Source organism: Soonwooa buanensis (assembly GCF_900167905.1).
Classification (GTDB): domain Bacteria; phylum Bacteroidota; class Bacteroidia; order Flavobacteriales; family Weeksellaceae; genus Soonwooa; species Soonwooa buanensis.
The window spans coordinates 14662-40871 of sequence record NZ_FUYZ01000008.1 but is presented as its reverse complement, the minus strand read 5'-3'; the positions used below and the strand labels follow the sequence as shown (position 1 = coordinate 40871).

The 26210-nt window shown below is 35.4% G+C and carries 26 protein-coding genes and 1 tRNA gene; 8 read left to right on the top strand and 19 right to left on the bottom strand.

The window, feature by feature from the left end:
• Window positions 1-121: 121 nt before the first annotated feature.
• The 7 genes from B5X62_RS11155 to B5X62_RS11125 all read right to left on the bottom strand — a co-directional run bounded on the left by B5X62_RS11155 (window position 122) and on the right by B5X62_RS11125 (window position 6723).
• Window positions 122-955 (bottom strand): MerR family transcriptional regulator, encoded by an 834-nt coding sequence (locus B5X62_RS11155; protein WP_079667506.1) that lies wholly within the window; start codon window positions 953-955, stop codon window positions 122-124.
• 58 nt (window positions 956-1013) lie between these two features.
• The gene (locus B5X62_RS11150; protein WP_079667505.1) at window positions 1014-2369 is read right to left on the bottom strand and encodes a recombinase family protein; all 1356 of its coding nucleotides are present in this window, start codon (window positions 2367-2369) and stop codon (window positions 1014-1016) included.
• A 3-nt stretch (window positions 2370-2372) separates the two neighbouring features.
• A complete protein-coding gene (locus tag B5X62_RS11145; protein ID WP_079667504.1) occupies window positions 2373-3281 on the bottom strand; it encodes a ParB/RepB/Spo0J family partition protein in 909 nt (302 codons plus the stop codon).
• Window positions 3282-3589: 308 nt separating this feature from the next.
• Window positions 3590-4396 carry a hypothetical protein gene (locus B5X62_RS11140; protein ID WP_079667503.1) on the bottom strand — a complete coding sequence of 269 codons (807 nt, stop codon included), beginning with the start codon at window positions 4394-4396 and terminating at the stop codon, window positions 3590-3592.
• 430 nt (window positions 4397-4826) lie between these two features.
• Window positions 4827-5501, bottom strand: a complete 675-nt coding sequence (locus tag B5X62_RS11135; protein WP_079667502.1) for a recombinase family protein — start codon at window positions 5499-5501, stop codon at window positions 4827-4829.
• A 70-nt stretch (window positions 5502-5571) separates the two neighbouring features.
• Window positions 5572-6048 (bottom strand): DUF488 domain-containing protein, encoded by a 477-nt coding sequence (locus B5X62_RS11130; RefSeq protein WP_079667501.1) that lies wholly within the window; start codon window positions 6046-6048, stop codon window positions 5572-5574.
• Between the two features lie 63 nt (window positions 6049-6111).
• Window positions 6112-6723: a GntR family transcriptional regulator gene (locus tag B5X62_RS11125; RefSeq protein ID WP_079667500.1), complete on the bottom strand. Its 612-nt coding sequence runs from the start codon at window positions 6721-6723 to the stop codon at window positions 6112-6114.
• A 425-nt stretch (window positions 6724-7148) separates the two neighbouring features.
• Between B5X62_RS11125 and B5X62_RS11120 the strand changes: the two genes are divergently transcribed.
• A tRNA-Asn gene (locus B5X62_RS11120) sits at window positions 7149-7222 on the top strand.
• Window positions 7223-7490: 268 nt separating this feature from the next.
• Here the strand turns inward: B5X62_RS11120 and B5X62_RS11115 are convergent.
• Both B5X62_RS11115 and uvrB read right to left on the bottom strand, forming a co-directional pair.
• Entirely contained in the window at window positions 7491-7997 is a 507-nt protein-coding gene (locus B5X62_RS11115) for a hypothetical protein (RefSeq protein WP_079667499.1), read from the bottom strand.
• A 67-nt stretch (window positions 7998-8064) separates the two neighbouring features.
• Window positions 8065-10056 (bottom strand): excinuclease ABC subunit UvrB, encoded by a 1992-nt coding sequence (uvrB, locus tag B5X62_RS11110; RefSeq protein ID WP_079667498.1) that lies wholly within the window; start codon window positions 10054-10056, stop codon window positions 8065-8067.
• A gap of 290 nt (window positions 10057-10346) precedes the next feature.
• On the opposite strand from uvrB, the gene B5X62_RS11105 reads away from it, so the two are divergent.
• Together B5X62_RS11105 and B5X62_RS11100 are read left to right on the top strand one after the other, a co-directional pair.
• Window positions 10347-12143 carry a T9SS type A sorting domain-containing protein gene (locus tag B5X62_RS11105; protein WP_079667497.1) on the top strand — a complete coding sequence of 599 codons (1797 nt, stop codon included), beginning with the start codon at window positions 10347-10349 and terminating at the stop codon, window positions 12141-12143.
• A 164-nt stretch (window positions 12144-12307) separates the two neighbouring features.
• Window positions 12308-13522, top strand: a complete 1215-nt coding sequence (locus B5X62_RS11100) for a PQQ-dependent sugar dehydrogenase (RefSeq protein WP_079667623.1) — start codon at window positions 12308-12310, stop codon at window positions 13520-13522.
• A gap of 22 nt (window positions 13523-13544) precedes the next feature.
• On the opposite strand, the gene tsaB is transcribed toward B5X62_RS11100, so the two are convergent.
• The 4 genes from tsaB to B5X62_RS11080 are packed head-to-tail and all read right to left on the bottom strand — an operon-like array spanning window position 13545 to window position 16092.
• Entirely contained in the window at window positions 13545-14231 is a 687-nt protein-coding gene (gene tsaB, locus B5X62_RS11095) for a tRNA (adenosine(37)-N6)-threonylcarbamoyltransferase complex dimerization subunit type 1 TsaB (protein ID WP_079667496.1), read from the bottom strand.
• A 23-nt stretch (window positions 14232-14254) separates the two neighbouring features.
• Entirely contained in the window at window positions 14255-14890 is a 636-nt protein-coding gene (locus B5X62_RS11090; RefSeq protein WP_079667495.1) for a hypothetical protein, read from the bottom strand.
• A gap of 21 nt (window positions 14891-14911) precedes the next feature.
• Window positions 14912-15343 carry a nuclear transport factor 2 family protein gene (locus tag B5X62_RS11085; protein WP_079667494.1) on the bottom strand — a complete coding sequence of 144 codons (432 nt, stop codon included), beginning with the start codon at window positions 15341-15343 and terminating at the stop codon, window positions 14912-14914.
• Window positions 15343-16092, bottom strand: a complete 750-nt coding sequence (locus B5X62_RS11080) for an SDR family NAD(P)-dependent oxidoreductase (RefSeq protein WP_079667493.1) — start codon at window positions 16090-16092, stop codon at window positions 15343-15345. The genes B5X62_RS11085 and B5X62_RS11080 overlap by 1 nt, the downstream gene beginning before the upstream one ends.
• Before the next feature lie 108 nt (window positions 16093-16200).
• On the opposite strand from B5X62_RS11080, the gene B5X62_RS11075 reads away from it, so the two are divergent.
• Window positions 16201-16887, top strand: coding sequence for a class I SAM-dependent methyltransferase (locus B5X62_RS11075; protein ID WP_079667492.1), 687 nt, complete (start codon window positions 16201-16203; stop codon window positions 16885-16887).
• A gap of 25 nt (window positions 16888-16912) precedes the next feature.
• On the opposite strand, the gene B5X62_RS11070 is transcribed toward B5X62_RS11075, so the two are convergent.
• The 4 genes from B5X62_RS11070 to B5X62_RS11055 form a co-directional block, all read right to left on the bottom strand.
• The gene (locus B5X62_RS11070) at window positions 16913-17422 is read right to left on the bottom strand and encodes a hypothetical protein (protein WP_079667491.1); all 510 of its coding nucleotides are present in this window, start codon (window positions 17420-17422) and stop codon (window positions 16913-16915) included.
• A 9-nt stretch (window positions 17423-17431) separates the two neighbouring features.
• Window positions 17432-18631 carry a diaminopimelate decarboxylase gene (gene lysA, locus B5X62_RS11065; protein WP_079667490.1) on the bottom strand — a complete coding sequence of 400 codons (1200 nt, stop codon included), beginning with the start codon at window positions 18629-18631 and terminating at the stop codon, window positions 17432-17434.
• Window positions 18632-18733: 102 nt separating this feature from the next.
• Window positions 18734-19960, bottom strand: coding sequence for a 3'-5' exonuclease (locus tag B5X62_RS11060; RefSeq protein WP_079667622.1), 1227 nt, complete (start codon window positions 19958-19960; stop codon window positions 18734-18736).
• Window positions 19961-19994: 34 nt separating this feature from the next.
• A complete protein-coding gene (locus B5X62_RS11055) occupies window positions 19995-21521 on the bottom strand; it encodes a helicase HerA-like domain-containing protein (RefSeq protein ID WP_079667621.1) in 1527 nt (508 codons plus the stop codon).
• Window positions 21522-21660: 139 nt separating this feature from the next.
• On the opposite strand from B5X62_RS11055, the gene B5X62_RS11050 reads away from it, so the two are divergent.
• The 4 genes from B5X62_RS11050 (at window position 21661) to B5X62_RS11035 (ending at window position 24342) form a co-directional block, all read left to right on the top strand.
• Entirely contained in the window at window positions 21661-22104 is a 444-nt protein-coding gene (locus B5X62_RS11050; protein ID WP_079667489.1) for a hypothetical protein, read from the top strand.
• A 120-nt stretch (window positions 22105-22224) separates the two neighbouring features.
• Window positions 22225-23634, top strand: a complete 1410-nt coding sequence (locus B5X62_RS11045; protein WP_079667488.1) for an MBL fold metallo-hydrolase — start codon at window positions 22225-22227, stop codon at window positions 23632-23634.
• Between the two features lies 1 nt (window position 23635).
• Window positions 23636-24016, top strand: a complete 381-nt coding sequence (locus B5X62_RS11040; RefSeq protein WP_079667487.1) for a rhodanese-like domain-containing protein — start codon at window positions 23636-23638, stop codon at window positions 24014-24016.
• A 26-nt stretch (window positions 24017-24042) separates the two neighbouring features.
• Window positions 24043-24342 carry a thioredoxin family protein gene (locus B5X62_RS11035; RefSeq protein WP_079667486.1) on the top strand — a complete coding sequence of 100 codons (300 nt, stop codon included), beginning with the start codon at window positions 24043-24045 and terminating at the stop codon, window positions 24340-24342.
• 32 nt (window positions 24343-24374) lie between these two features.
• Here B5X62_RS11035 and B5X62_RS11030 read toward each other — a convergent pair whose 3' ends face one another.
• Together B5X62_RS11030 and B5X62_RS11025 are read right to left on the bottom strand one after the other, a co-directional pair.
• On the bottom strand, window positions 24375-25133 hold the full coding sequence (locus tag B5X62_RS11030) for an amidohydrolase (RefSeq protein WP_079667485.1): 759 nt from the start codon (window positions 25131-25133) through the stop codon (window positions 24375-24377).
• 34 nt (window positions 25134-25167) lie between these two features.
• Window positions 25168-26208, bottom strand: coding sequence for a PA0069 family radical SAM protein (locus tag B5X62_RS11025; RefSeq protein WP_079667484.1), 1041 nt, complete (start codon window positions 26206-26208; stop codon window positions 25168-25170).
• Window positions 26209-26210: the final 2 nt, after the last annotated feature.

The following is a 26210-nucleotide window of genomic DNA, read 5'->3' as shown; positions in this document are numbered from 1 at the left end:
TTCAGACTTCCTTGGTTGATTTTCTGACGGCACTTTTCGATGGAAAGCATAGCTTATTATCGTAGTGAAGCCGTTCAGTGCTACTGATAGGGCTTTCGGTGTGGACTGTGAATGTATGATATTATTCTTCATCACTTTTAAATTTTTTTGATACTGTACGTTTAACTGCGATGGTTTTTCCTTTATGCTGAGTATGTGTAATACTTTGGAAAGCATTTTTGTTTTTGAGTTGCCCTACGTTACTATTCGTAGGCTCGCTCACAGTATAAATCATACTTACAGGGACACCATTTTTTACTGAAACCGTAATTTCCTCCACTTCTTTTTCTTTAATTTTCTCCCATATCATTTTTTGTTCATCAGAGATTTCAATAAAATTTTGATATATGGGCTTAAAATTTTTCTCAGGGAAAATATTTTGTAAAATTTGGTTGAGGTCGATTTTGATATGATTTAAAATTCCGTATGTATCCGAACTTCCAATTACTTCATAAACTGTTGCTACTTCTGCTCTAAAATCCGAAAAAACAAGTATTGAAACAGGTGTTTTGTTTATATAAGCCAACGCTGTGTAAAATTCGAGTTCGCCGTATTCGCATTGCTCATAACTCGCAGTAAGTGTTTTTTTTACTTTTCTTATTTCTTCGAGCCCTAATCCGAAATGACGAAGTTCTTTAATTATAATAAGCCAAATAACATCCATAAGGCTATATTTTCTCCATCCTCCGTCGCTTTGCTTAACATCCAAAATACTTTCTTTCTCCCAATGGTTCGCAATGCGATAGGATATGAGATTATCCGATATTCTATATTTCTTATCGTTAAAATATGCCCACAAATAGTCATTCTCTTTCGAGTGGATATACTGACTGAAAGCGGAGTAGAACTCTTTTTCCTTGGCTATCTGATATATTCCTCCTAAGGTTTCGAGCGGTAAAAATTTTTCTTTTTCCATAAACTTACGTTGATGTAATTTTTTTGTAAAGATATGAAAATTACACCGATGTAAGTAATTATTTTTTAATTTGGCTAACAAGATGATTCATTATTTCCTCAATCTTGTCTTTATCAATTTTACAATTATAGTATGTAGAACTATTTTTATTCAAAATCAGATAATCGGTAACGGCAAAACTTTCTGTCGGAATCAGAAAAAATTCATCAATTATTTGTTTATGGTCAGTAGTAACGCTTATCGACAAAACTTCATCAAAATTCCGTGTTTTTTCGGATATTAGAAAGCACCATTGAATGAGGTGTTTATTTTCGAGTTTAACCGCAAAAATAATGGGGAGTTCTATAATGATTTTTTCCGCCTCAAAAGGTGTCATTCCCTTGCTTAACAACCATTGACGTATATTGTTGAGAAAAAATTTTCTTGCTCGATTTTTTGCTCTTATTCCTTTTCTCCAGTTACTCGGTAAAATCCAATACAAACGTTCTTGTGCATTTTTAAATAAATCCTCATCAATAATTCCCTCGAACGCATTAGGTACAATTACCCATTCTGAACGAGGGTTTGCGTGAGATTTTTCTTTTAATCGTCCCCAGGTTTTGTTATAAATCCGAGTTCCGATATAGGTTTCATCTGTCAGAATTTTTATAATTTTCGACCAGCCCCAACGCTTCCCGCTAGCAGACAGTATTTCCTTACGGTTGAGATAAGAGACAATATCAGGAATTAAATATTTTTTGTTTACGAACAAATGAAAAATTTCTCTTACTGTTTCTGTCGTTTCGTCATTTTTCGGTGTAAAAGTAACTCTTTCGTTCGCAATTTGCTTGTGTTCTCCTAAATTGAGAATACGAATGGGATTTTTATTCACATCCAATAATTGTCTTGCCATTCCATAGACTGCCGTTCCACCTGCAGAATATCCCTGCTCGGAAACTTTTACACAGCCGTAGAATACCTTAGCACTTAATTGACGACTATATTCTCCTGCCATATATCTGTGAAGTGAAGTCTCCAAACTTGAATAGAGAGGGTTGGTTTTGTCAGAAAATCCCCTCGAAACATAGACAACTTCCTTACCTTGCATACTGCAACGATAAGTATAGTGTGCCGCCTCGTCTTGATTTTGGAAACGCCCCCAACGTGAAACATCATAAACCAACACATAATCGAATTGTGGGGCTTCGGGATTTTCTACCCAATTTGCAAACAGATTTTCAAATCCGGGACGAGTGGCAAGAAGTCCGCTCTTTCCCTCGTCTGTCTCCTCGTGGATAATCTCAATATCATTTTCACGTGCAAATTTTTCTGTGTGTTGTCGTTGGATAGCCACAGAGTTCTCCTGCTTATCTTCGGCAGAATGCCGATAATATGCTATTGCTTTTTTAGGTGTTTTTTCAAAAGTACCAAACATCTGCTACATAAATGTTTGCATTAATTTATACAAGTCTTCAAATACGACTTGTTCTTTTTCGGTCAAATTAATACCCAAATTTTTCTTTGTTCCTAAATCCTTTATGAGGGTTCTGATTTGGGTTGAAATCCCCGACAACTGTGTCATTTCAGATAATTCTACTGTTGAAATCTGAGGGTCTGAAAGGAATTTGAAAATTTCTTCCTCATTCAGCGATGCTGTCGAAAAAACTTTGGAAAGAGTTGTGAAGTCTGACACCCTATATAGCAGGTTGTCATTAATTTTTTGAAACAGAATTTGTATAATGTCATCCACCTGATATTGTTTTACCCTCCGTAATTTAGGTATCAGCCGTGTAAATCCGACCTGCTGATATTCTTTTAGTTTATGCCTTTCCATTAGAGATATGTATTCAAGCCGTGTATCTCTCAATTCCGTGTAGTGAAATAGGTTAGCCTGTGTAATTCCTACTAAATCAGCAATCTCCTTTTCATTGGCATTTTTGTATTCAGACCTTATTTTATGCAATGAATTTGCTCTTTCAATAGGTCGCCAATCTTTACGGTTGTTTTGCATTTCGTATCTGCGAGCCTCAAATTCTCCATCATTCATTTTTGGATATATACGGCACGGCACTTTTTCAAATTTTAGTTCTCTAGCACAACTATATCTTCTGTGCCCGTCCATAATGATATAACGTCCATCTTCAATTTTACTCACTTTTATCGGGTCTTCAATTCCATAATGCTGAATGGATTTTAGAAGACGACTTAGGTCTCCGCCTCCTCTAAGTTCAAAAACCTTTCTCGGTTGTTTTGAGTCGGTTTCTATTAAATCAACAGGCAATTCCTCAAACTGAAATGGATAGGGTTTAAGTGTGTCTAATAGACTGTTTTTGTCATTGTCGCTCATGAAATTCAAAAATTTAAGTTTTAATTTTCTATTTGTTATGAGGACTTAACCGTATGCTTTAAAGGCATCGCCAAACGCCTAATAACAATACGGAAAATCCTCACATTATCTCGTGTGAGAATTTTTCCGTATTCCTGTTATTGTAGTTAATTTGAAATTGGCGATTTCTTAAAGCGAGAATACTATTGCAAATTTATATTTTTTCTACAAATGACATATCAATATTCGTAAGTTTTTCATTTTTAATTTGATACAAATGAATGTGCTAGTTTTTTTTATATTTTCTGCCGTAATTGTAAAATTATAGATTACTCATTCTCCACTGTTACCAACCTCACAAATTTAGACGGACAGTAAATAGTGAACTTCACTCCTGAGACTGTAATACTTGCTTTGTTTTTATTGTAATTTTTGTCAATGTAATTCTGAACTTTCTCCACGTCTGCTCCGTCATACGGGATTGAAACGGCGTATTTCAAAAACGGTTTCATATCCTCAACCGAGTTGAGATTTGCCTGATTTCGGTAGGCGTTGAGTTTTATCTCAGTAACCTCGTTCACATTATCTTCCGCATAAATGGTAACATCATACTTAATTCCACCATATTCTTTCGTACAATAGAAAAACGAGCCGTCCGTAGAAATTTGCTTATCAATGGTAAATCCTTTGTCCTGAAAATTCAGATAAATATCGGCAGGATTAACACTCTTCAATCCTTTGTAAGATGAGGTACTTTCGAAATTTGCAGACGAAGCTTTATTACCATTCTCATCATATTTTACAGTTCCTCCACTTGCAGCAGTTTCGGTTGAGGTTTGCGGAGCATTTTGGTTACTGCTTTCCGCTATTGTAGCTTTTTCCGATTTATTTTTATCAATTTTATTGGATACAAAATTGGTAGCACCAACCACATACATAAGTCCTGCTAACAAAATTCTCAAAATCCGATTTTTCAGAAATCCTGCTTTTGGTTTTATCATCTCCCAAGTAGGAGGAAAAACCAATAAAGCGGAACTGAGAATTAAAACAAAACTCACGAAAGAACTAGAAAGCAGGGAGATAATGGAGAATAGTCCTAATGCTATACCAAGCAAAAATTTAAAATTCTTATACATAATTTGAAACGATTTTTTGCTTTCGTCCCAAAAAGCATAATTAAACTTTGGTTTTGTTTAATAAAAACAGCGTGGGACTAAGAGCTTATCAGTTCTCAGGCATCGCCAAACGCCCACACTCCAAATAAGAATAGCCCACGCCTTAACGTGAGCGTTCACTTATTATTTGTAGAGTGTTTCTAAATTGGCGATTTTGAGATACTCAAATAATAGCTAACGCTGATTATATGTTATAAAATTGTCTTAATTTTTTATTTTCAATATTTTAAAAATTTCCGTGTAAATATAATAGTTTCCAATTAATTGATAAAAATAATCTCGTTGTTTTAACTTCAAAATTTGACTGAAATATCTCCGATAAGATATTGTATAAGAAAGACCAAAAAGTGGTTAAATATTGAAAATTGAGCCGTTAAATGATTATTGAGGATTAGATAGAATTGTTGTGTTGATACCTGTTGTAAAGAATTTGAACCTGATTTTGTTGAAATACCTTTCCTGTCCTTGTTTTAAATCCTAAGTCGTTTAACTCTCTTGTAATTTGGGCAAAACTTCTTCCAATTTCTTTCATCGAAATTATAAGAGCCGTTGCTTTTCGGTTGTTCTCGTTTTGGAGTGCATTTTGTTTTCGTGCTTCCAATCCTTTCGCTCTCGCTTCGATGGTCATATTTTCGGGAGTACCCAATTTTATTCCTTTCGCTTTCAATTCTGCTAATGCCGATTTCGTTCGGTGGCTGATACGTTCTCTCTCGTCCTGTGCAAGAACTGCCATAATTCCGATTGTAATCGTATTTGCGTTGGGCATATCGCAACAAACAAAATCCACTTTGGCATCTTTAAGCGTAAAAATAAATGAAGCATTCCGGCTCAATCGGTCGAGTTTGGCAATGAGTAGAGTCGCTCCCTGTTTTTTGCATTCCTCAATTGCTTTGATGAGGTTTGGACGGTCGTTTTTCTTTCCACTCTCTACATCCTGAAACTCCGCAATCAGTTCTCCGCCTTTCGTTATGAATTTACTTACATCGGTTCGCTGTGCTTCTAATCCAAGACCCGAATTTCCCTGTTTTTGTGTGCTGACTCTGTAATATGCCACGAATTTTTGCATCGGCTTTGAAATTTAATTTTTTTAGAGGAATGTTTAAAAGACTTAAATTTTATGAAAAATAAAAAAAGCTTTAAAAAAGCTCTGTTTGATGGGGTTGAGGTTCACCTTTTGGGTCAAGATGCACAATTTCATAACCTCTTTGGTGCAAGTCTTCTCCTATGAGAGTATAACGATGACACACCCTAAAATCCTGCTCTGCACAAAGAATGGCAATTCTAAGTCCTAACTCTATCCCTTTCTCGAGGTATTCCAAACCTTGCTGATATTTTAAAGTTTTTCGGATTTTTAAATAATCCAACTTACCATTTGTGTAAAGATTCGTATCCTTTGGTTTCCCCCCTAATGAGTCTCCCTGAAAGCCATATTTAATTCCTGTTTCTTGCAATGACGCTGATAAGCTTGCTCGATTGTATTCCGGCATCCATCTTGATTTTGGATTTGTTCTGATGTCAATTAATACTTGGATTTCATTTTTCTGTAAATTTTCAATGAAATTCTTCAAGGACAAATTCCCATATCCAAGTGTATATAACTTTCTGTTAATCATTATTTTAATTTTAATATCGTTGTGTAAATCTATGATTAACAGCTTTTTAAGGCAAGTTTTCAGTTAGGAATTACTCAAATTTTTTGCAAAAAGTTCTTTCAGCATTACATTGATTTGTTGGTTTTTGATATTGACTGTATTACTACCCACATTTCTCTTTTCCAAAATCTCTGCATAAAGTTTAATAGCACTTACATCTCCATCTTTGGCAGTATTGTAGAGAGTAGCCATTAAATCACTAAACATTAAATTAAACATTTGCATTTCTTCTTTCATATAATCCCCCATTTCAAACTCTGCTAAATGTTTTGAAATTGTTTGCCGAGAAAGTCCAATTTCGGAAGCCATTTCAGTAATAGATGGCAAGCGATCGTATGATTTTAAATGTTCTTCAACATAGTTTTTAATTCGGATGTGATTGGCATCCCAATTTCTGTTTCTGCTTTTCTCTTCAAGCACATTCTCATACTTTTTTGCTTCATTAATGTACTGTTGTCTATCAACACGAGCCAATTCATCTAATCTTTGGCTAACCTCAAAAACCAATAACTGCTTTTCTCGTTGATTTAATTTTGATAAATCCTCGTGTGTTACGTAGTTGGTTTGTAGCAAATGACGTATGTTATCAAAAGGCTCTGCAAATGTTAAGTTTTGTAAACTTTTTTCGTTATCCATAACAATAAATTTTTGTTACACATTCTCTACTTTCTTACCTTTTTTGGTAAGTCTTGATTTCTATGGTTCAAGTCTATTATTGGATACTAATCTTAGGAGCATACTAAGTTCTTCTACGAAGCCGTCAGAATTTGGCTCAAACTTGAAACTGCTATAAAGCCCTTTAATTCGTAGATTTTCTTTGTATCTTCTATTAATTGGTTCGATAATTTGAAAGTATGGGGAGCTAAAAGACTTACAGAAATGTGAGTCTTTTTTGTTTTAAAATTCCTGTTGGAATCAAAATCAAACAGACTTATCTAAATTTTTTTAATTCAGAATCAAACAGATAAGAAATTTTTGAATTTTTTTCTGTATTAAAGCATGATTGGCTTGATTTGAAACAAATTAATTTTTATATTTGCACCACTTCAAACGAAGAACATTCCTCCTTAGCTCAGTTGGTTAGAGCATCTGACTGTTAATCAGAGGGTCGCTGGTTCGAGCCCAGCAGGAGGAGCTTCTTTACTAAAACACTTACTTTAATTAGTAGGTGTTTTTTTTGTACATTAAAGTTAGTTGGAAAAATTTTCAATTCAGATTTTAGTCCACTGGGGAGGCTTAGTCAGTTGGTTAGAGTCCCGAAACTTCGGGATTAATCAAAGCATCGCTGGCTCGAGCCCAGCAGGAGGAGCTAAAAGACTTACAGAAATGTGAGTCTTTTTTGTTTAAATAGAAAAGGAATTTCACCAATGAAATTCCCTTTTTAATTTTAAGTTTTTGAAAACTTAACAACTGGTTCCACCTTCAAATTCTATTGAGCCTGTTGCTTTTGTTTTTTTATTGGTAACTTTTATTATTCCGTGGGCTTGTGCGCTATCACTTTCAACACTTACTTCTCCTATAATGGCATCAATTGTTACTTGGTAATTGTCGTTTTCTAATTTAATAGTGAATTTATTTTCGTCATCATTTTCTCCGGAGCTAGATTCTTTTGTATAAAATTCAATCTGCTTTCCATCAATGTTTAAAAAATTAAGCCAACCTTTTTCATCAGGCGCACCAGTTTGCATAAAAATTAAATCTTTATGATCTTTTCCTTTCCGATAATATTCGGTAATACAACATATTCCGATTTTGTCATCTGGAACCGTAATCGTTCCAATTTTGACATCCTTAACACTAGGAATAGAATCAGATTGTTCAATTTTATTTTGAATCTTATTTTCCTCTTTTTGACAAGATAAACTTCCTAGACTAAAAACGGCTAAGAAAAAGATGCTTTCTAACTTCATAAATTTTAGTTTACTGAAAAAAATTGAATTAATTATGATAGAAAATGCTTGATTGTTTCAAAATTTATCAAGCCTTCAAAGCTGCGATTTCGTCACGCAATTTGGCTGCAGCAATAAAGTCTAATTTCTTGGCAGCTTCTTCCATTTCTTTTTGTTTTTGCTCAATTAATTTCTGAATATCTTCATTCGCATAGGTTGCTTTAACTTCTGCAACTTCTTGTAATATAGATTTTTGAGTGTATTTTTCATCAGGGAAATCTTTGCTTCTTCCCACAAGATTTTCACTAATTTTTTTATTCAAAGCAGTTGGGACAAGACCATTAATTTCGTTGTAACGGATTTGTTTTTCGCGTCGATACAAGGTTTCATCAATAGTAGCTTGCATGGATTTTGTCATTTTATCAGCATACATAATCGCTTTACCATTTACATTTCTTGCTGCACGACCAACAGTTTGTGTCATCGATCGGCGACTTCTTAACATACCTTCTTTATCTGCATCCAAAATCGCAACCAACGATACTTCTGGCAAATCCAAACCTTCTCTTAAAAGATTAACACCAATCAACACGTCGAAAAGTCCTAAACGTAAATCTTGCATAATCTGGATACGTTCAAGTGTTTCTACATCAGAGTGAATGTAACGTGTTCTTATTCCGAATTTTGTGAAATATTTGGTAAGTTCTTCCGCCATTTTTTTGGTTAAAGTTGTTACCAAAGTTCGTTCATCAACTTCTGATCTTTTTTGTATTTCTTCAATTAAATCATCAATTTGATTGAGGCTTGGTCTTACTTCAATAATTGGGTCTAAAAGTCCAGTCGGACGGATAATTTGCTCGATATATTCGCCACCAGTTTTCTCTAATTCGTAATCTGCCGGCGTTGCTGATACATAGATAACCTGATTTTGCATTTGTTCGAATTCAGGAAACTTCAACGGACGATTGTCCATCGCTGCAGGCAAACGGAAACCATACTCAACCAACGACTCTTTACGACTTCGGTCGCCGCCATACATCGCATGAACTTGCGGAATGGTTACATGACTTTCATCAATAACCATCAAAAAATCTTTCGGGAAATAGTCCAAAAGGCAGAATGGTCGAGATCCAGGCAATCTGCCATCCATATAACGAGAATAGTTTTCGATACCAGAGCAGTAACCAAGTTCTTTTATCATTTCTAAATCTAATTCTGTACGCTCTTGTAGACGTTTTGCTTCCAAAGGTTTTTCAACAGAATTAAAAAAATCGACTTGCTTAACCATATCATCCTGAATCTCGCGAATAGCGCCTTGCATGGTATCCGGAGAAACAACAAACAAGTTGGCAGGATAGATATTAATTTGATCAAAACTAGCTTCTACATTGCCACTAACGGGATCGAAACTTTGGATTTTTTCAATTTCGTCACCGAAGAATTGAATTCTAACAGCATTATCCGCATAAGCTGGAAAAATGTCTACAACATCACCTTTTACTCGGAAAGTTCCTCGCTGAAAATCATTTAATGCTCTAGAATATAATGCGTTAACTAGAGAGTGAAGAAGTTTGGTTCTCGATATTTTTTCATTTTTCTCAATTGTAATCAAAGATTTATGAAATTCGGTTGGGTTTCCGATACCATAAATACACGATACAGAAGCGACAATCAATACATCGCGACGTCCTGAAAGTAGAGATGCGGTTGCCGAAAGACGAAGCTTTTCAACTTCTTCGTTAATGCTGAGATCTTTTTCGATGTAAGTTCCGGTCGTTGCAATATAGGCTTCTGGCTGATAATAGTCGTAGTAACTTACAAAATATTCTACCGCATTATCTGGAAAAAACTCTTTAAACTCCATAAAAAGTTGCGCCGCCAAAGTCTTATTATGCGCCAAGACAATTGTTGGACGTTGGATTTGGTTGACAACATTTGCGATCGTAAAGGTTTTACCAGAACCCGTTACGCCGAGTAGCGTTTGATATTTTTCACCAATTTGGAGACCTTCTACCAGTTTTTCGATGGCTTGTGGTTGATCACCAGTCGGTTGATATTCAGATTGAAGTTTAAAATTCATACATCAAAATTACGAAAAGCAATTTTTCTTTTAATAATTATTTTAGCTAAGTTATTTTTGGTTTTAATAGCGATTAATTTCACACTGATTTTTCAAAACAATATTCTGGTAAATACAGTTGAGTGTTAATAATAGTTGGCAATATCGATTGATTATTTTTAGTTAAATAATAACTAGAAGCTTAGTATTTGATTATATATAATATTATTTTGTCATAGTATGTTAAAATATTAATTTTTTTGATGCTAAATTCTTAAAAATATTACCTTTGATGCTAACAAAAAATTTTTATGAAATACCTTTATTTACGAAATGTAAAACTTTCAGTTTTGAGTTTTGCATTATTAGGTGGCATTGTGAATGCCCAAGTTTTTGAAATCCCTAAAGGAGACACAGGACCAGTCACTTACGCATCAAAAGTTAATAATGATGGTTTAGTTCTTTTAAAAACGAATAAAGCCAATTACACATGGACAGAGCAACAAGGTTTAAAAATGATAGATTCTTTATCGAATAACAGTCTTCTTTCAGGTAATCCTTCCTTGTCAGCCAATGGATCTGTATATGCTTTAGCAGCAACTAACCCGCAGACTAATCAAGTAGAAGCAGCAACTTATAATCCCGTTACAAAGCAATATAATTTTATTGGTGCAATGGGCGCTGCTGTTGATGGCAATACGACTGCACCTTATGCCATTTCGACGGATGGTACTGCGATTGTTGGTGGCGGATGGATTAATAATATGAATATGAACGCCTTCAAGTGGACTGCAGCTACAGGTTTGGTTAATTTGGGAAGTTCTATTGCAGAACGTAATACAAGAGCCAATGGTATAAGTGCAGATGGATCGACTGTTGTTGGATGGCAAGAAAGCGAGTTCGGAAGTTGGGATGCTGTATATTGGAAAAATGGACAACAACATTATATAACTGACCAACAAGGAGCTAAAGTTTGGGAAGCATTAGATATCTCTGCAAATGGCAAATGGATAATCGGTGGAGCTTATAATAACAATGCTTGGAAGTGGAGCGAAGAAACAGGTCTTGTGGTTATCCCTCATCCGAATGCACAAGATGGATATAACGGATTTGCTAATGCGATTAATCACGATGGTAGTGTTATTGTTGGTAATCAACAAGCTACAATAAACGTTGGTCTACCTAACGAAGGTTTTATCTGGACAGAAGCATCAGGACGCGTTCCGCTGAATACATATGTTGACAATCTAGGTCTAGACAGAAAAGGAATGAATCTTCTTTTCCCTACAGGGATTTCAGATGATGGTAAATTGATTATTGGTAATGCCTATAATGCCCAACATGAATATGTTCCGTTTATGGTTAAGTTACCAACTTCTCTTTCTTGCGCTGAGCAAAAAGTAACTGCATCTAATTTTGGAGGTTCTGCTAATTTTGGACCTACAAAGTCTGCATTTGATATTCCAGTTGGTGCGCAAGGTTTTACAGCTTACGGAGTTAATATTAATGTTTATGAAACGGATGCTACAGCGACACCAACTTTCACGGTTAAGTTATATGACAACGCAGGTAACAATGTGCCTGGATCTGAGCTGAAATCTTTAACAGCAAGCATTAAAGGGAAAACATTAGTTGGAAATGCTGAAGGTCATGACGTTTATAATTTTGTTTTAGGTTTTGATACACCGATGGCTCTCGATGCTAACAAAACTTATTGGATGTCTGTAGATTCTAATACTGGAGGATGGCAAATTACAGGACCAAGTAACATTGGTGCTGGTATGGCAATTAGCCCTGCACCAGGTATGTGGATTACAATTCCGCAAGAGTTAATTTACGGTATCGAATGTTCGATATTAGCAACGTCTGATGTTAAAACTGAAAGATTAACATTCTATCCAAACCCAGTTAAAGATGTTGTTAATTTCAATACTAAAAAAGAAATCAAACAAGTTGTTGTTTATAATGTTGCGGGACAAATCGTTTCTTCAAAATCTCAGATTAAAGATGCGAAACTTAATATGTCACAATTAGCGCCAGGAACTTATCTTCTTAAAGTTGAGCTTGCTGATGGACAATCACAAACACTTAAAGTAATTAAAAATTAAAATTTAGTTTTATTTTTAAACTCAATAAGCCTCGATTTTTCGGGGCTTTTTTGTTTTTATTATTAAATGAAATTCAGACTGTTTTTAAGTTTAAATCAAAAAAATAAAAAATAACTAACTTTACGAATCACGCTTTTTGAATGTTAATTTTTAAATTTAAAATTATGAAAATCAATTATAAAATATTTGCAGTTGTTGCCTTAAGTTTTTTATGTTCTTGCGACTCCAAATCTCAAAACAAACTTGATGTAACAAAATCTGTCGAAACTGGGAAACCAAACTCTGTGGATCTGAAGCCAGCTTTTTCGGGACAAACAAGAATTGCTGCCGTTAAATCCAAAACCGAATATAAAACCGAAGTTCTCAATTCTTCTTTAGGAAAACCTTGGGGAATTGCCCAACTTCCTGACGGACGATTTTTGGTAACCGAAAAGTCAGGCTTTGTAAATTTAGTTGCCGCAGATGGAAAAACGAACAAAAAAATTCAAGGTTTTCCAAAAGTTGATGCATCGGGACAAGGCGGACTTTTGGATGTTGCAGTTGATCCTGATTTTCAAAACAATAAAATGATTTTTTGGAGTTTTTCCGAACCTTTCGAGAAAGGAAATTTAACATCAGTTGCGAAAGGAAAACTTTCTGCTGACGAGTCCAAAATAGAAAATCCACAAGTCATTTTTCGAGCAACGCCTTCTTATGATGGCAAATTGCATTATGGAAGTCGTATCGTTTTTGATAAAGACGGAAATCTTTTTGTGAGCACAGGCGAACGTTCTGATAAAGTTACGCGACCTTTGGCACAAGATTTAACAACCTATCTCGGAAAGATTGTTAGAATTACAAAAGACGGGAAACCAGCTTCTGGAAATCCTTTCCTCAATAATAAAGATGCAAAACCCGAAATCTATTCTTATGGACATCGCAATGTACAAGGTTTGGCGATTGATCCTTCGACAGGAGAACTTTGGAACTCCGAGTTTGGACCACGCGGTGGCGACGAAATTAATTTGATAAAACCTGCAAAAAATTACGGCTGGCCAACGATTACTTATGGTATCGAATATAGCGGCGATAATATCGGAAAACATATTACTCAGAAAGAAGGTATGGAGCAGCCCGTTTATTATTGGGATCCCGTGATTTCTCCGAGCGGAATTACGTTCTACACCGGTTCTATTGACGAATGGAAAAACAATCTGTTTATCGCTTGTCTCAGTGGCGAACATATCGACAGAATCGTCATTAAAGATAATAAAGTTGTTGGAGAAGAACGTCTGTTAGAAGATGATGGCGAACGTTTTCGAGATGTTTTGGATGCAAAAGATGGATCGCTTTACGCCATTACGGACAGTGGAAAACTTTATAAAATTTCTAAAAAATAAAAACAAAATCCTGAGTTGTGGCTCAGGATTTTTTTATGCGATCGGCTCTTTTGACACCATGAAAATCTTTTAGATAAAATGGTTCAAAATAAGCTACATCTTCAAAGTCTTTATTATTAAATTTTTCCAGCGCTTTTTTAATTAAATATTGAGCTGATGGATAAATTGTAGCATCAAAACTAGCATTTGGAAGATTAAGAATGTCTTGCGCTTTTGTCGCGCCATCTCCCACAAATAAAACTTTTTCTTCTTTTAAACCTTGGAATGAATTCTCATCCAAAATCAAAGCTTCAGTTGTCGAAATCTCGTTGCCCGTTTTTCCGTCATAGGTTGCGGTGTAGACTTCCATTCTTCGCGCATCAATCAACGGAATTATTTTGTCAAATCCTTGATTAACAAATTTTTCAACCATGCTATCTAAAGAATTAATTGATAGCAAAGGACGATTTAATCCAAAACAAAATCCCTTTGCAGAAGCTGCGCCAATTCTTAATCCGGTGTAAGATCCGGGACCTTTCCCAAGGCACACAGCGTTGAGGTCTTTTAGTTCTATCTCGGCGCCTTCCAAAGCCCATTCTACAAAAGTGTGGAGACTTTCGGATTGTTTATAATTTTCGGAAACCTCCTCACAAAGACAAAGTAACTTATCACCATCAGAAATAGCTACAGAACAGTTTTTAGAAGAAGTTTCGATATGTAAAATTTTCATTTTTTTTGTAAATAATTGATCGTTTAACTTAGCTTTAGAAAGCCATTGTTTTTAATCTCTTTATGGATGTCAACAATATCTTCAGGAATGTTGTTTTGTGTCAACCAATTGACGTCTAGACCGTGGTGCATCGCGGTCATCATAAAGTGGTCGTTGTCACCAATGCTGTTCCCGAGAATTTGCAAATTTTCTCTAAACTCATATTGATCATCTTCATGCAGTTTTACAATTGCCATTAATATTTTAAAAACTCTTGCCAAAGCTGGAATGTAGAATTTTTCGCCTTGTCTTCTCGAGAAATACGCAAGTTGCTCTTCCAGATTTGGGACAAGTTTCGTCAACATATAAAGGTTAAGCCAAATATCACCGAATTTGTCTTTTGTTATTTTGACATGTTCGGTAATCATCCCGCTCATATAGCGAACATCCATCGACAGGTAGCCTGGCGATTTAAAATGTTTGATAGCGCTTTCAATTTTTTTGTCAAGAATCTCTTGCAGCTGTTGGCGTTTGTCCTCAACCGATTCTTCGCTCAAAAGTTCGTATTGAAGACGTTTAGCAAGAATAATATCTTTTTTTAAAAGTCTTAAAATCAATTTATCCTTTTCCTTGTCCGGAATATTGGCGAGTGCGTCTTTAAAATCTTGTTCGAATGTCATCTTGTAAATCCTTTGTCAAAATTAGTTTTTTATTTCCACACTTTGTCGCGACCACAATTTCCAGTCGCCAGCTTTTTTAATCCAAATTTCTAAAACCGACAAATCCATTGTAAAATCATAGCTTTTGTAAGTTCCTATAACATGAACAATTCTGCGAATAGAAGCGGTTTTTTTATAAGTTTTAAACTCTTTTAATGCGGTTTGTTTTACAGACTTGTAATCGATTTTTTTAGAAATAATATCTTTTTTAAAATCATCAATATTTTGAATCCAACCATTAGAATGTCCAAAACTAACATCTTTAGCAAGCAAATTAAGAATATTAGGATTGTTCGTTTGCATCAAACTATCCAAAGCTTTGACTTTGATTTCTAACGTTCGCTCTAAAGTCTGTGCTGAAAATAGACTTAAATTAAATACTAAAATAAATAAGCTTAAATATTTGTAAGTCATTACTTTTTATAAATAATTCTGGGTTCTGCTTGCGCTTTTGGATAAATGCAAAGTTCAGCAATCGAAACACGATCAGGAGCATTAATACAATACGAAATGGCATCTGCAATATCTTCGGCTTTCAAAGCTTCGTAACCTGCGTAGACCGTTGCAGCTCTTTCTTCATCGCCTTTAAAACGAATTTTAGAGAAATCTGTAGCCACAGCGCCAGGCTGAATATTGGTCACTTTAATTCCGAATTCTGTCAACTCGATTCGCATGCCTTCAGAAATGGTATCAACTGCTTTTTTGCTCGCACAATAGACAACACCGTTTGCGTAAGTTTGTCTTGCAGCAACTGAGGAGATGTTCACAATATGTCCAGAGTTTCTAGCTTTCATCTGCGGAATAACTTGTTTAGAAACATAAAGCAAACCTTTCACATTACCATCCATCATCGCGTCCCAATCGTCCATATCTCCGTTTTCTAAAGAGTCCAAACCGTGCGCATTTCCAGCATTGTTGATGAGATTATCAATGTTTTTAAAATGATCAGGAATGTTTTTAAAAGCGGTTTCAACCTGATTGCGATCACGAACATCAAATGCTAAAGTACAAACTTCGGTTAGTTGAGAAAGTTCGTTTTTTATCGTTTCTAAAGCAGCTTCGTTGCGTCCACAAAGGATAAGTTGATGCTTTTGTTGTGCTAAAAGATAAGCGGTTGCTTTTCCAATTCCTGACGTTGCGCCAGTTATGAGAGTTGTTTTCATTTAGATTAAATTTCTTTGCAAAGCTATTTCATTTTTGAGTTTTAAGCTTTGTTTTTCGATAGATAATTTCAGTTGATTTGAGTATTTTTACACTTTCAAATTCAGTTTATGACAGATCTTCCGGGCTTGGCCATCAAAGATTTTTACGAAAAAAAATTAAAATCAAAACTTTATGTTCACGATCAATTTGGTCCAAAAGTAGAAATGCCGATTTCTATGTATTTCCGCGATGAGGTCGAAATGCCAGAATTGGAGGATGTTGCATTAGAAAATTGTGAAGGACGCATTCTGGATGTTGGCGCTGGCGCAGGTTCTCACGCTTTGGCTTTGCAAGTGAAAGGACTCGACGTTTCAGCATTAGAAATTTCTCCTGCGGCTTGTGAAGTTATGGAATCTCGTGGCGTGAAAGATGTAATTTGTGCCGACTTTTTTAAGTTTAATTCAGAGGAAAAATTCGATACGATTTTACTTTTAATGAATGGTATTGGACTTTGCGGAACAATTGAAAATTTAAAAACATTTTTAAAAAAGTCGGAAGAACTTCTTAACGAAGATGGAAGATTGGTTTTTGATTCGTCAGATACGATCTATATGTACGAACATGATATTTTGCCAGAACGCTATTATGGTGAAGTTGAATGCGCTTACTCTTACAAAAATCTTAAAACAGATTTCTTCAAATGGTTATATATTGACCAAGATAAATTGCGAGAAGTTGCAGAAGAATTGGGCTGGGAAATGAAAGTCCTTTTCGAAGATAATCATTATCAATATTTGGTTGAACTAAAAAAATAAAGCTCGGATTAACCGAGCTTTTATATTAATTTGCGTTGTTGTCAATAACTAAAGAATCGAAAAGTAGCTTAACTCGCACTTTAGATTCTATCGGCGTTGCGTCACAACTTGCAGGTATCCATTTTCCTTTTAGTTTTTTTACAGCAGATTTTAGATCTTCATAAAAATAACGTGTATTAGGAACATCTGGACCAACATTAATTTGCTTAATATCGCCAGATTTACTGATGGTCAAATCAATATAAAAATGTCCGTCTGCTGCATAAGCATCGGAGTTAAGATATTGATTGATTCTTTTCTTAAGGTCCGTATTTAATTGTTGCTCGCCCTCAGAATATTTTACAGAATTAAAAGTATGACCTTGATCAGCAGGGCAAGTTTTATCAGCAATCTGATAAATACCACGCAGGTCGTAAGTCATGACATTTTGCGCCGTTTGCAAGCTTACCATACTTTCTGGTGCTTGGTCTTCAACATCGGTTTGCGCAAAAGAGAAAGCCGAAATCAAACTAAAAACTAAAGCTATTTTTTTCATAATTCTAATTTACAAAACTTCGATTTGATTTTTTAATAAATCTTCAAATTCTTCACGTTTTCTTATCAAAGTTGCTTTTCCGTCCAAGAACATCACTTCGGCAGGTTTTAATCTTGAATTAAAATTTGAACTCATTTCAAAACCATAAGCACCTGCATTTCTAAACACTAAAACATCGCCTTCTCTAACCTCGTGAAGCTTTCTATCCCATGCGAAAGTATCTGTCTCACAGATATTTCCGACAACCGTGTAGATTCTTTCTGGGCCTTTTGGGTTAGAAAGATTTTCGATTTTATGATAAGCATCGTAGAACATTGGACGTATCAAATGATTGAAACCAGAGTTAACACCAACAAAAACCGTTGCAGTCGTTTGTTTAATAACATTTGATTTTACCAAAAAATGTCCACTTTGACTTACTAAATATTTCCCTGGTTCAAACCAAAGTTGGAATTCTTTTCCAGTTTCTTTGGTGTAATCTTTCATCGCTTTGTCAACTTTTTTTCCTAAAGATTTAACATCAGTTTCTAAATCACCATCTTGGAAAGGCACTTTGAAGCCGCTTCCCATGTCGAGGTATTTTAGATTTGGAAAATGATCAGCCAATTCGAACATAATTTCTAAACCTTGCAAAAACACATCTGGATCTTTAATCTCGCTACCCGTGTGCATGTGAAGTCCTTCTACATTGATGTTTGTAGACTTAACAATACGCTCGATGTGGCGCATTTGATGGATCGAAATCCCAAATTTGCTATCGATATGTCCTGTGGAAATTTTATAATTTCCGCCAGCAAAAATGTGCGGATTAATTCTGATAAAAATAGGGTAGTTGCCACCGTGTTTGTTACCGAATTGCTCCAAAATCGAAATGTTATCGATGTTGATATGCACGTTGAAAGCCATTGCTTCCTCGATTTCTGTAATGTCAACACAATTTGGCGTGAAGAGAATTCGGTCGGATGAAAAACCAGCTTTTAATCCAAGTTTGACCTCGTTGATCGAAACACAATCGAGATTAGCACCCTGTTTCTCAATGTATTTCAAGATATTAATGTTGGTCAAAGCCTTGGCAGCGTAGAAAAATCGTGTGTTCTTCGAGAAAGAACCAGTCAACTTTTCGTACTGCACTTTTATCGATTCTACATCGTACACATACACAGGTGTACCGAACTCATCTGCAATTTTTAATAAATCTTGATTGGTCATTGGATTAAACTAAATTTTTTTGAAAAAATAAACGTGCAAATTTCGGTAATTTTTAGATAAAAACACCGAAAATAACTTGAAATATAAAACTTAAACCTAAAATCAGTGTTGTGGAAGCGCTTGTATTTCGAAATCACCGCGCAAAAGTGATAATTGTAATTCGTTTTTTAAATATGGTGAAACGCTAGAAATCGGAATAATCAACTTGTTGATTTTGTCCAAAGTTTGGATTTGATGATAAAGCTCGTAGAATCCAAAACCTTTTAGTTTTCCCTTTTCAAAAATGATAAAAACACGCTCGCCAAGTTGTCTGCCTTGCGAAGTCCAAACTTCGTTGCGTGATTTTAGATTGATTTTTTTTGTAAGATTATTAACATCATGAAGCTCTTGTTGGTTTTTAATAAAACTCAAAGCTTTGAGCCCTTGCGTATAACTTTTGAATTTTAAAAAAGGTTTTGGTTCTGTTTCTTTATTAAATTTATCAACGCTGTATTTTCCGTTTTTAAAAAACAATCCAAAACTTAGTTTTTGAACTTTACTAAGATTTTTGGTCTTCATGATGAGTTGTGCAATCACTTCATTACCAGTTAATTCGTAATGGATTTGCTCAACTTCGGATTGTATGCTTTTTAATTTTTTAGCATTAGAATTAAATACTTTTTTCGCTGCTTTATAAATGTTGTCTACCAGATCGTAGAAAATAATTTTCCCGTCTTTGTTTTGGAAATAAATAATACCACGATCTGCTGGCAAATCCTCCGTTAACTCTTTTATTTTGTTGACGTAGTTTTGGGCTTTACTTTCCTCAAACTGTGATTCGATTATTTCGTGATCTTTATCTTTGGTAATCAGTAGTTTAAGTAAATCTAAAGTTGCTCTAGCATCGCCACTTGCGCGATGCGCTTCCGATAACGGAATACCAATCGACTTGCAAAGTTTACTTAATGAATAACTTTTTTCGTTTGGAATTAATTTTTTCGCTAACGGAATTGTATCTAAAGTGTTGATTTTGAAGTCGTAACCAAGCCTTTTGAAGGATTGACGCAACATGCGATAATCGAATTCAATATTGTGTCCAACCAAAGTCGAATCTTTGGTGATTTCTACAATACGTTTCGCAATTTCATGGAATTTTGGTGCAGTTTTCACCATGTTTGGTGTTATTCCGGTCAGTTTTTGCACAAAAGACGTGATATCTGCTTCGGGATTAACCAACGATATAAACTGGTCAACAATCTCGTGACCATCATATCGATAAATTGCAATTTCTATGATGTTTTCTTTGCGGTACGGCCCGCCATTACTTTCTATATCTACTACGGAATACATCAACATTCTAGTTCTTCGTTTCCAAAAACGGATTTTATCTTCTTCTTCCACCTAGGCCTAACATCCCAAGGATCGCTTTTGCGCCTTCTCGCATCAAGGTGTTGGTGAAGGTTCTTCCTGCGCTCGATTTCATAACAGATTCGAACATTCCAGGTTCTTCTTTTATAGGTTTTGTTTTTTGTGTTGGTGCGGCTGTTTCTACTGCTTGATTCATCCTTTGACTTAAAATTTCAAAAGCTGATTCTTTATTAATGCTTTGCTCATATTTCGCAACCATTGCAGATTTGCTTGTCAGTTCCGAAACTTCGGCGTCATTAAGAACATCCATTCTCGATTCAGGCGAAATTAAATAAGTCTGCACCAACGGCGTTGGAATACCTTTTTCATCCAAGGCGGTTACAAAAGCTTCACCAATTCCTAAATTCTGAATGAGATTAGCAGCGTTATAATATTCGGTTGTTGGATAGTTTTCAACCGCTTTTGTTATTTCTTTTTTGTCTTTTGCAGTGAAACCTCTCAATGCATGTTGAATTTTTAAACCCAATTGAGACAATACATTTTCTGGAACATCACCCGGAATTTGTGTGATAAAATAAATCCCCACACCTTTGGATCGGATTAATTTTACCATCGTTTCAATTTGCGATAAAAGCGTTTTGGAAGCTTCATTAAAGATTAAATGCGCTTCATCAATAAACAAAACCAATTTTGGTTTTCCACTGTCACCCTCTTCAGGGAAAGTCATATAGATTTCAGCAAAAAGCGAAAGCATAAATGTGGAAAACAACTGTGGCTGATTTTGGATATTTGCGACTCTTAAGATGTTTACGACGCCTTTTCCGTCTCTCGTTTGTAACAAATCATGAACGTCAAAACTTGGTTCTCCAAAAAATGCAGTTGCACCTTGTTGTTCCAAAGCAACAATAGAACGCAAAATTGCTCCTAATGAAGCTGGCGCAATCGATCCGTAGCTTGCTGCTAATTCAGCTTTGCCGTCTTTATTGTCAGTGACATATTGTAAAACTTTTTTAAGATCATCCAAATCAATTAAAGGCAAACCTTTGTCATCACAATATTTAAAAACGATGGACATAATACTTTGCTGCGTATCATTTAATCCTAAAATTTTACTTAACAAAATCGGACCAAACTCTGTTACTGTTGCACGAAGTTTAACACCTTTTTCGCCTGAGATTGTCATCAATTCTACTGGAAAAGCTTGTGGTTCGTAAGCTAATTGAGTTTTGTTATAGCGTTCGTCGATAATGGCATTTCGAGTTCCTGCTTCTGCAATTCCTGAGAAATCGCCTTTAATATCAAGTACCAAAGATGGAACACCAGCGTGTGATAATTGTTCAGCAAAAACTTGAAGCGTTTTAGTTTTACCAGTTCCTGTTGCACCAGCAATTAGACCATGTCTGTTAATGGTTTTCAGAGGGATAGTAACATTGACTTCTGGTAACACTTCACCATCTAACATGGCTTTTCCTAAAATAATATGTTCGCCTTTTGGGCTATATCTGGAGTTAAGTTCTTCAATAAATTTTGCTTTGTCCGCCATTTGTTTGGATTTAAATAAAAAGATAAAGGTAAATAAATTCATCTTAAAAACACAAGGATAAATAAAATGCTTGCTTGATGTAAATCAATATTAATCTAGCTTTATTTTATTAAATTTGTTAAATACCAAAAAATTAAAGATGAACAGAATAGCAATAATGGATGCCATTATCAATGAACAACAAAAAGTAGTTGATAATCTTGAATATTCAGTTAACAGATATGTGACAGCTTCCGATTTGGAAGAAGACAACACGATTGATCCTGATGATTTGTCTCAACAAGTACAAGCTAAAGATATGCAACTTCGCTTTGAGCAACTTTTGAAAAAAGCCCAAGATGAAATGAGCTTTTTGGTGGTTGAAAGAGATTTGTCACACACCGAAATTGAGAAAGGTAGTTTGGTTGTGCTGGATGGTGTAATTGTCTTTGTCGGACTTTCTGTCCCAAAATTTAACTTTGAAAACCAATCTGTCATTAGTTTTTCTACAGAGGCTCCAGCATTTAAGAGTTTAGAAAATCATAAAATTGGAGATAGGATAGATCTTGGTAATCAGTCTCATACGGTAAAAGAAATTCTATAAGAGCTTCTTTTTAATTCCAAATAGACAACATCGATTGTTGCAATTCCTGATTTTTAACATTTTTAAAGTTTAAAGAACGATTTTTGCAACACTACAAACAGAAATTTTACAACTGAAAATATGAAGGTAGAACAAATTTATACCGGTTGCTTGGCACAAGGCGCTTATTATATTGTTTCGGAAAACGAAGCTGCAATTATTGATCCTCTTCGCGAGGTATCGCCTTATATAGCACGTTTAGAAAAAGATAAAGTAAAACTAGAATATATTTTTGAAACGCACTTCCATGCAGATTTTGTGTCTGGGCATTTGGATTTGAGTCAAAAAACGGGTGCACCAATTGTTTACGGACCAACAGCAAATCCAGAGTTTGATGCTATTATTGCTGGTGATGAGCAAATTTTCGAAATTGGAAAAGTGAAAATAAAAGCACTTCACACACCTGGTCACACAATGGAAAGTACAACTTATCTTTTGATTGACGAAAACGGAAAAGAAACAGCAATTTTCTCAGGAGACACATTGTTTTTAGGTGATGTAGGTCGCCCAGATTTGGCTCAAAAATCTGCGAGTATGACGCAAGAAGAGTTGGCTGGCTTGTTATACGACAGTTTGCAAAAGAAGATTATGCCGCTTGCAGATGATATCACAGTGTATCCAGCACACGGCGCAGGTTCGGCTTGTGGAAAGAATATGCAAAAGGAAACCGTTGACACTTTAGGCAATCAAAAACGAACAAACTACGCACTTAATCAACCTGATAAAGAAAGTTTTGTCACTGAAGTTTTGGATGGACTTTCGGCGCCGCCAAAATATTTTGGAATGAATGTCGCGATGAATAAAAGCGGATACGCTTCTTTTGATGATGTTATGAAAAAAGGGAAGAATCCTTTGTCTGTCGAAGATTTCGTGACAATTGCAGAAAATACGGATGCGTTGATTTTGGACACGAGAGGTGCCGCAGATTTCCATAAAGGTTTTGTTCCAAACTCTATTAATATTGGTGTGAAAGGTGATTTTGCACCTTGGGTAGGAGCGATGATTGTTGATGTTAATCAACCGATTATTTTGGTTAGTGATGCAGGAACAGAAGAGGAAGTTATTACGAGATTGAGTCGCGTTGGTTTTGACAATGTTTTGGGTTATTTGGACGGAAGTTTCGAAGCTTGGAAAAATGCAGGGAAAGAGATTGATGAGGTTAAAAGAATTTCTCCGCAACAATTTGCTGATGCTTTCAAACCAGAAGATAAAGTTATTGATGTTAGAAAAATAGGAGAGTATTCCGCAGAACATATTAATGATGCTTATCACAGGCCACTTGCCGAAATTAGCGAATGGGTTGATAGCATTGATGATACCGAACATTTCTTTTTACATTGCGCGGGGGGTTATAGAAGTATGATTGCTGCAAGTATTTTTAATGCTCGAGGTATTAGAAACTTTACCGAAGTTGAAGGTGGTTTTAATGGAATTAAAAAAACTGAAAAAGTAGCGACAACAGATTTTGTTTGTCAGTCTAAAACTTTGTAATATGAAAAAATATATGATGATGTCGATGCTGGTTGGTTTAAGTTTAACATCTTGCCAAACAGTATCTAATGCAAATGTGTCTGATCAAAAAGTGGATATGAGATCTTTGGTTAATGATCCACAAACAACTTTAATCGACGTTAGGATTCCGGAGCAATACGCAGAAGGAACAGCAGATAATGCTGTCAATATTCCTTTGAAGGATTTAGAATCTCAAGTTGAGGATTTAAAATCTAAAGATAAAATTGTTGTTTTCTGCAATACTGGAAAACAAGCAGCTTCCGCAAAAGAACTTCTTACCAAACACGGAATTAAAAATGTGTATTCTGGAACGTCGTGGAAGAATGTTAAAGCAATACAAGAAGAAAGTAAATCTAAATAATTTATTAACAATTAATTAAAAATAAAATGTCTCAAAAATTTCAAGAAATTATTGATTCTGAAAGACCTGTTCTTATCGATTTTTTTGCGACTTGGTGTCAACCTTGTAAAGTTCAATCTTCGGTGTTGACAACAGTAAAAGAAAATATTGGTGAAGCAGCCAGAATTATAAAAGTCGATGTGGATCAATATCCAGCTTTGGCTAATCAATATGGCGTTCGTGGTGTGCCGACTTTAGCAATTTTCAAAAAGGGAGAAATGCTATACAAAGAAAGTGGAGTCCACGATGTTAACAGATTAACGGCACTTCTAAAGCAGTTTCAATAAATGAAAAATCCGGATCATGTTTCCGGATTTTTTTATTTTAATTCAAACTCGTCTGCATCTTTTAAGAATGGAAATCTTTCTCGGAATTTTTGTAATTCGTCCAAATCAAATTCGGCGATAACTAAATTATTTTGTCTTGTCGAAACCTCGGTTCCATCAGCAAATAAAGCTAAAGTGCTTTCTTCATAATTAAGATTGTTGCCATCCGTTCCGATTCTATTTAAACCAAAAACAAAAGCTTGATTTTCGATAGCACGTGCTTTTAATAAAGTTCTCCAAGCTTCGACGCGAGTGTTTGGCCAATTCGCCACATTTAGCATAAGGTCATAATCGCCCAAATTTCTTTGGAAAACAGGGAATCTTAAATCATAACAAACTTGCAATAGAATTTTAAAACCTTTGTATTCAATAACTTTTCGTTGATCGCCTGAAGTATAAATTTTATCTTCTCCAGAATAAGAAAACAAATGCTTTTTGTCGTAAAACTCAAAACTTCCGTCAGGTTTTACAAAGTAAAATCGATTGTAAAATTTGTCGTTTTCGCTTATAGAAACACTTCCAGCAACTGCTGTATTTTGTTGTTTTGCAAAGCTTTGCATCCAAGAAAGAGTTTCATTATTACGGTCTGCAATTTCTTCTGCGTCCATACAAAAACCTGTCGAAAACATTTCGGGTAAAAGAAAAATATCGGCTTCAATATTAGCAAAAGCAGCTTCAATATTTTTGTAATTTTCGGTTTTATTTTTCCAAACGATGTCGAGGTTAAGACCGACAATTTTAAGTTTTGACATAGTTAAAATTCTTGCTTAAAGTTAAGGATTTAGTTTAAAACAATCGAAGTTGTTGCGTTCGGCTGCCTGTAAAATTTTCGGTTGAAAGAATCGCACGTTCTTTATTAGCAAAGAATTTCTTCTTGCCAATTTCAAAAGTTTTATGAATCATTTCTGCAATATTGCCTTCGCCTTTGTATCGGTCAAAATATCGTTTCTCGCCAAGTTTTCCACCACGCATATTTTTAATAAGATTAAGAACTTTGTCTTTTCTGTCTGGGAAATGTGTTGTCAGCCAATCCACAAATACAGGTTCAACCGTATCGTTTAACCTTACCAAAGTATAACCAACACTATTCGCACCAGCGTCGGAAACAGCTTTTAGAATCGACAAAGTCTCATCACTAGTCAGAGCTGGAATAATCGGCGCAACCATGACATTAACCGGAATTCCGTTTTGGGAAAGGACTTTGATGGCTTTTAATTTGTTTTGAGTAGACGAAGTTCTTGGCTCCATAACACGACGTAGTTTTTCATTAAGTGTTGGAACACTCAACGACACCGAAACTAGATTTTTCTCCGCCATGTCTTTTAGAATGTCCAAATCGCGCAATACTAACGCATTTTTTGTGATAATCCCAACGGGATGACGATAATCGCGGCAGACTTCCAAAAGTTTTCTTGTGATTTCGAATTGCCGTTCTATGGGTTGATAGCAATCGGTATTCCCTGAAAGCATGATGGTCTTCGGAACATAATTTCTTTTTTGAAATGTTTTTTCAAGAAGCTCTGCAGCATTTTTTTTAACCATGATTTTTCGTTCAAAATCGATTCCTGCGCTGTAGCCCCAATATTCGTGGGTTGGTCGAGCAAAACAATAAGAACAGCCGTGCTCGCAACCTTGGTAAGGATTCATCGAATAGTCCAAAGGAAGATCCGGACTTTTGACAACATTAAGAATCGTCTTTGGGAAAACCTCAATAATCTGCGTTTTCATCATTTCCAAATCTTCCTCTTCCGGCTCGTATGTATAACGGTCGAATCGGTTGTTGACGTTGCGTTGCGCGCCTTGACCTTTGGGAGCTTGGGATGACATTT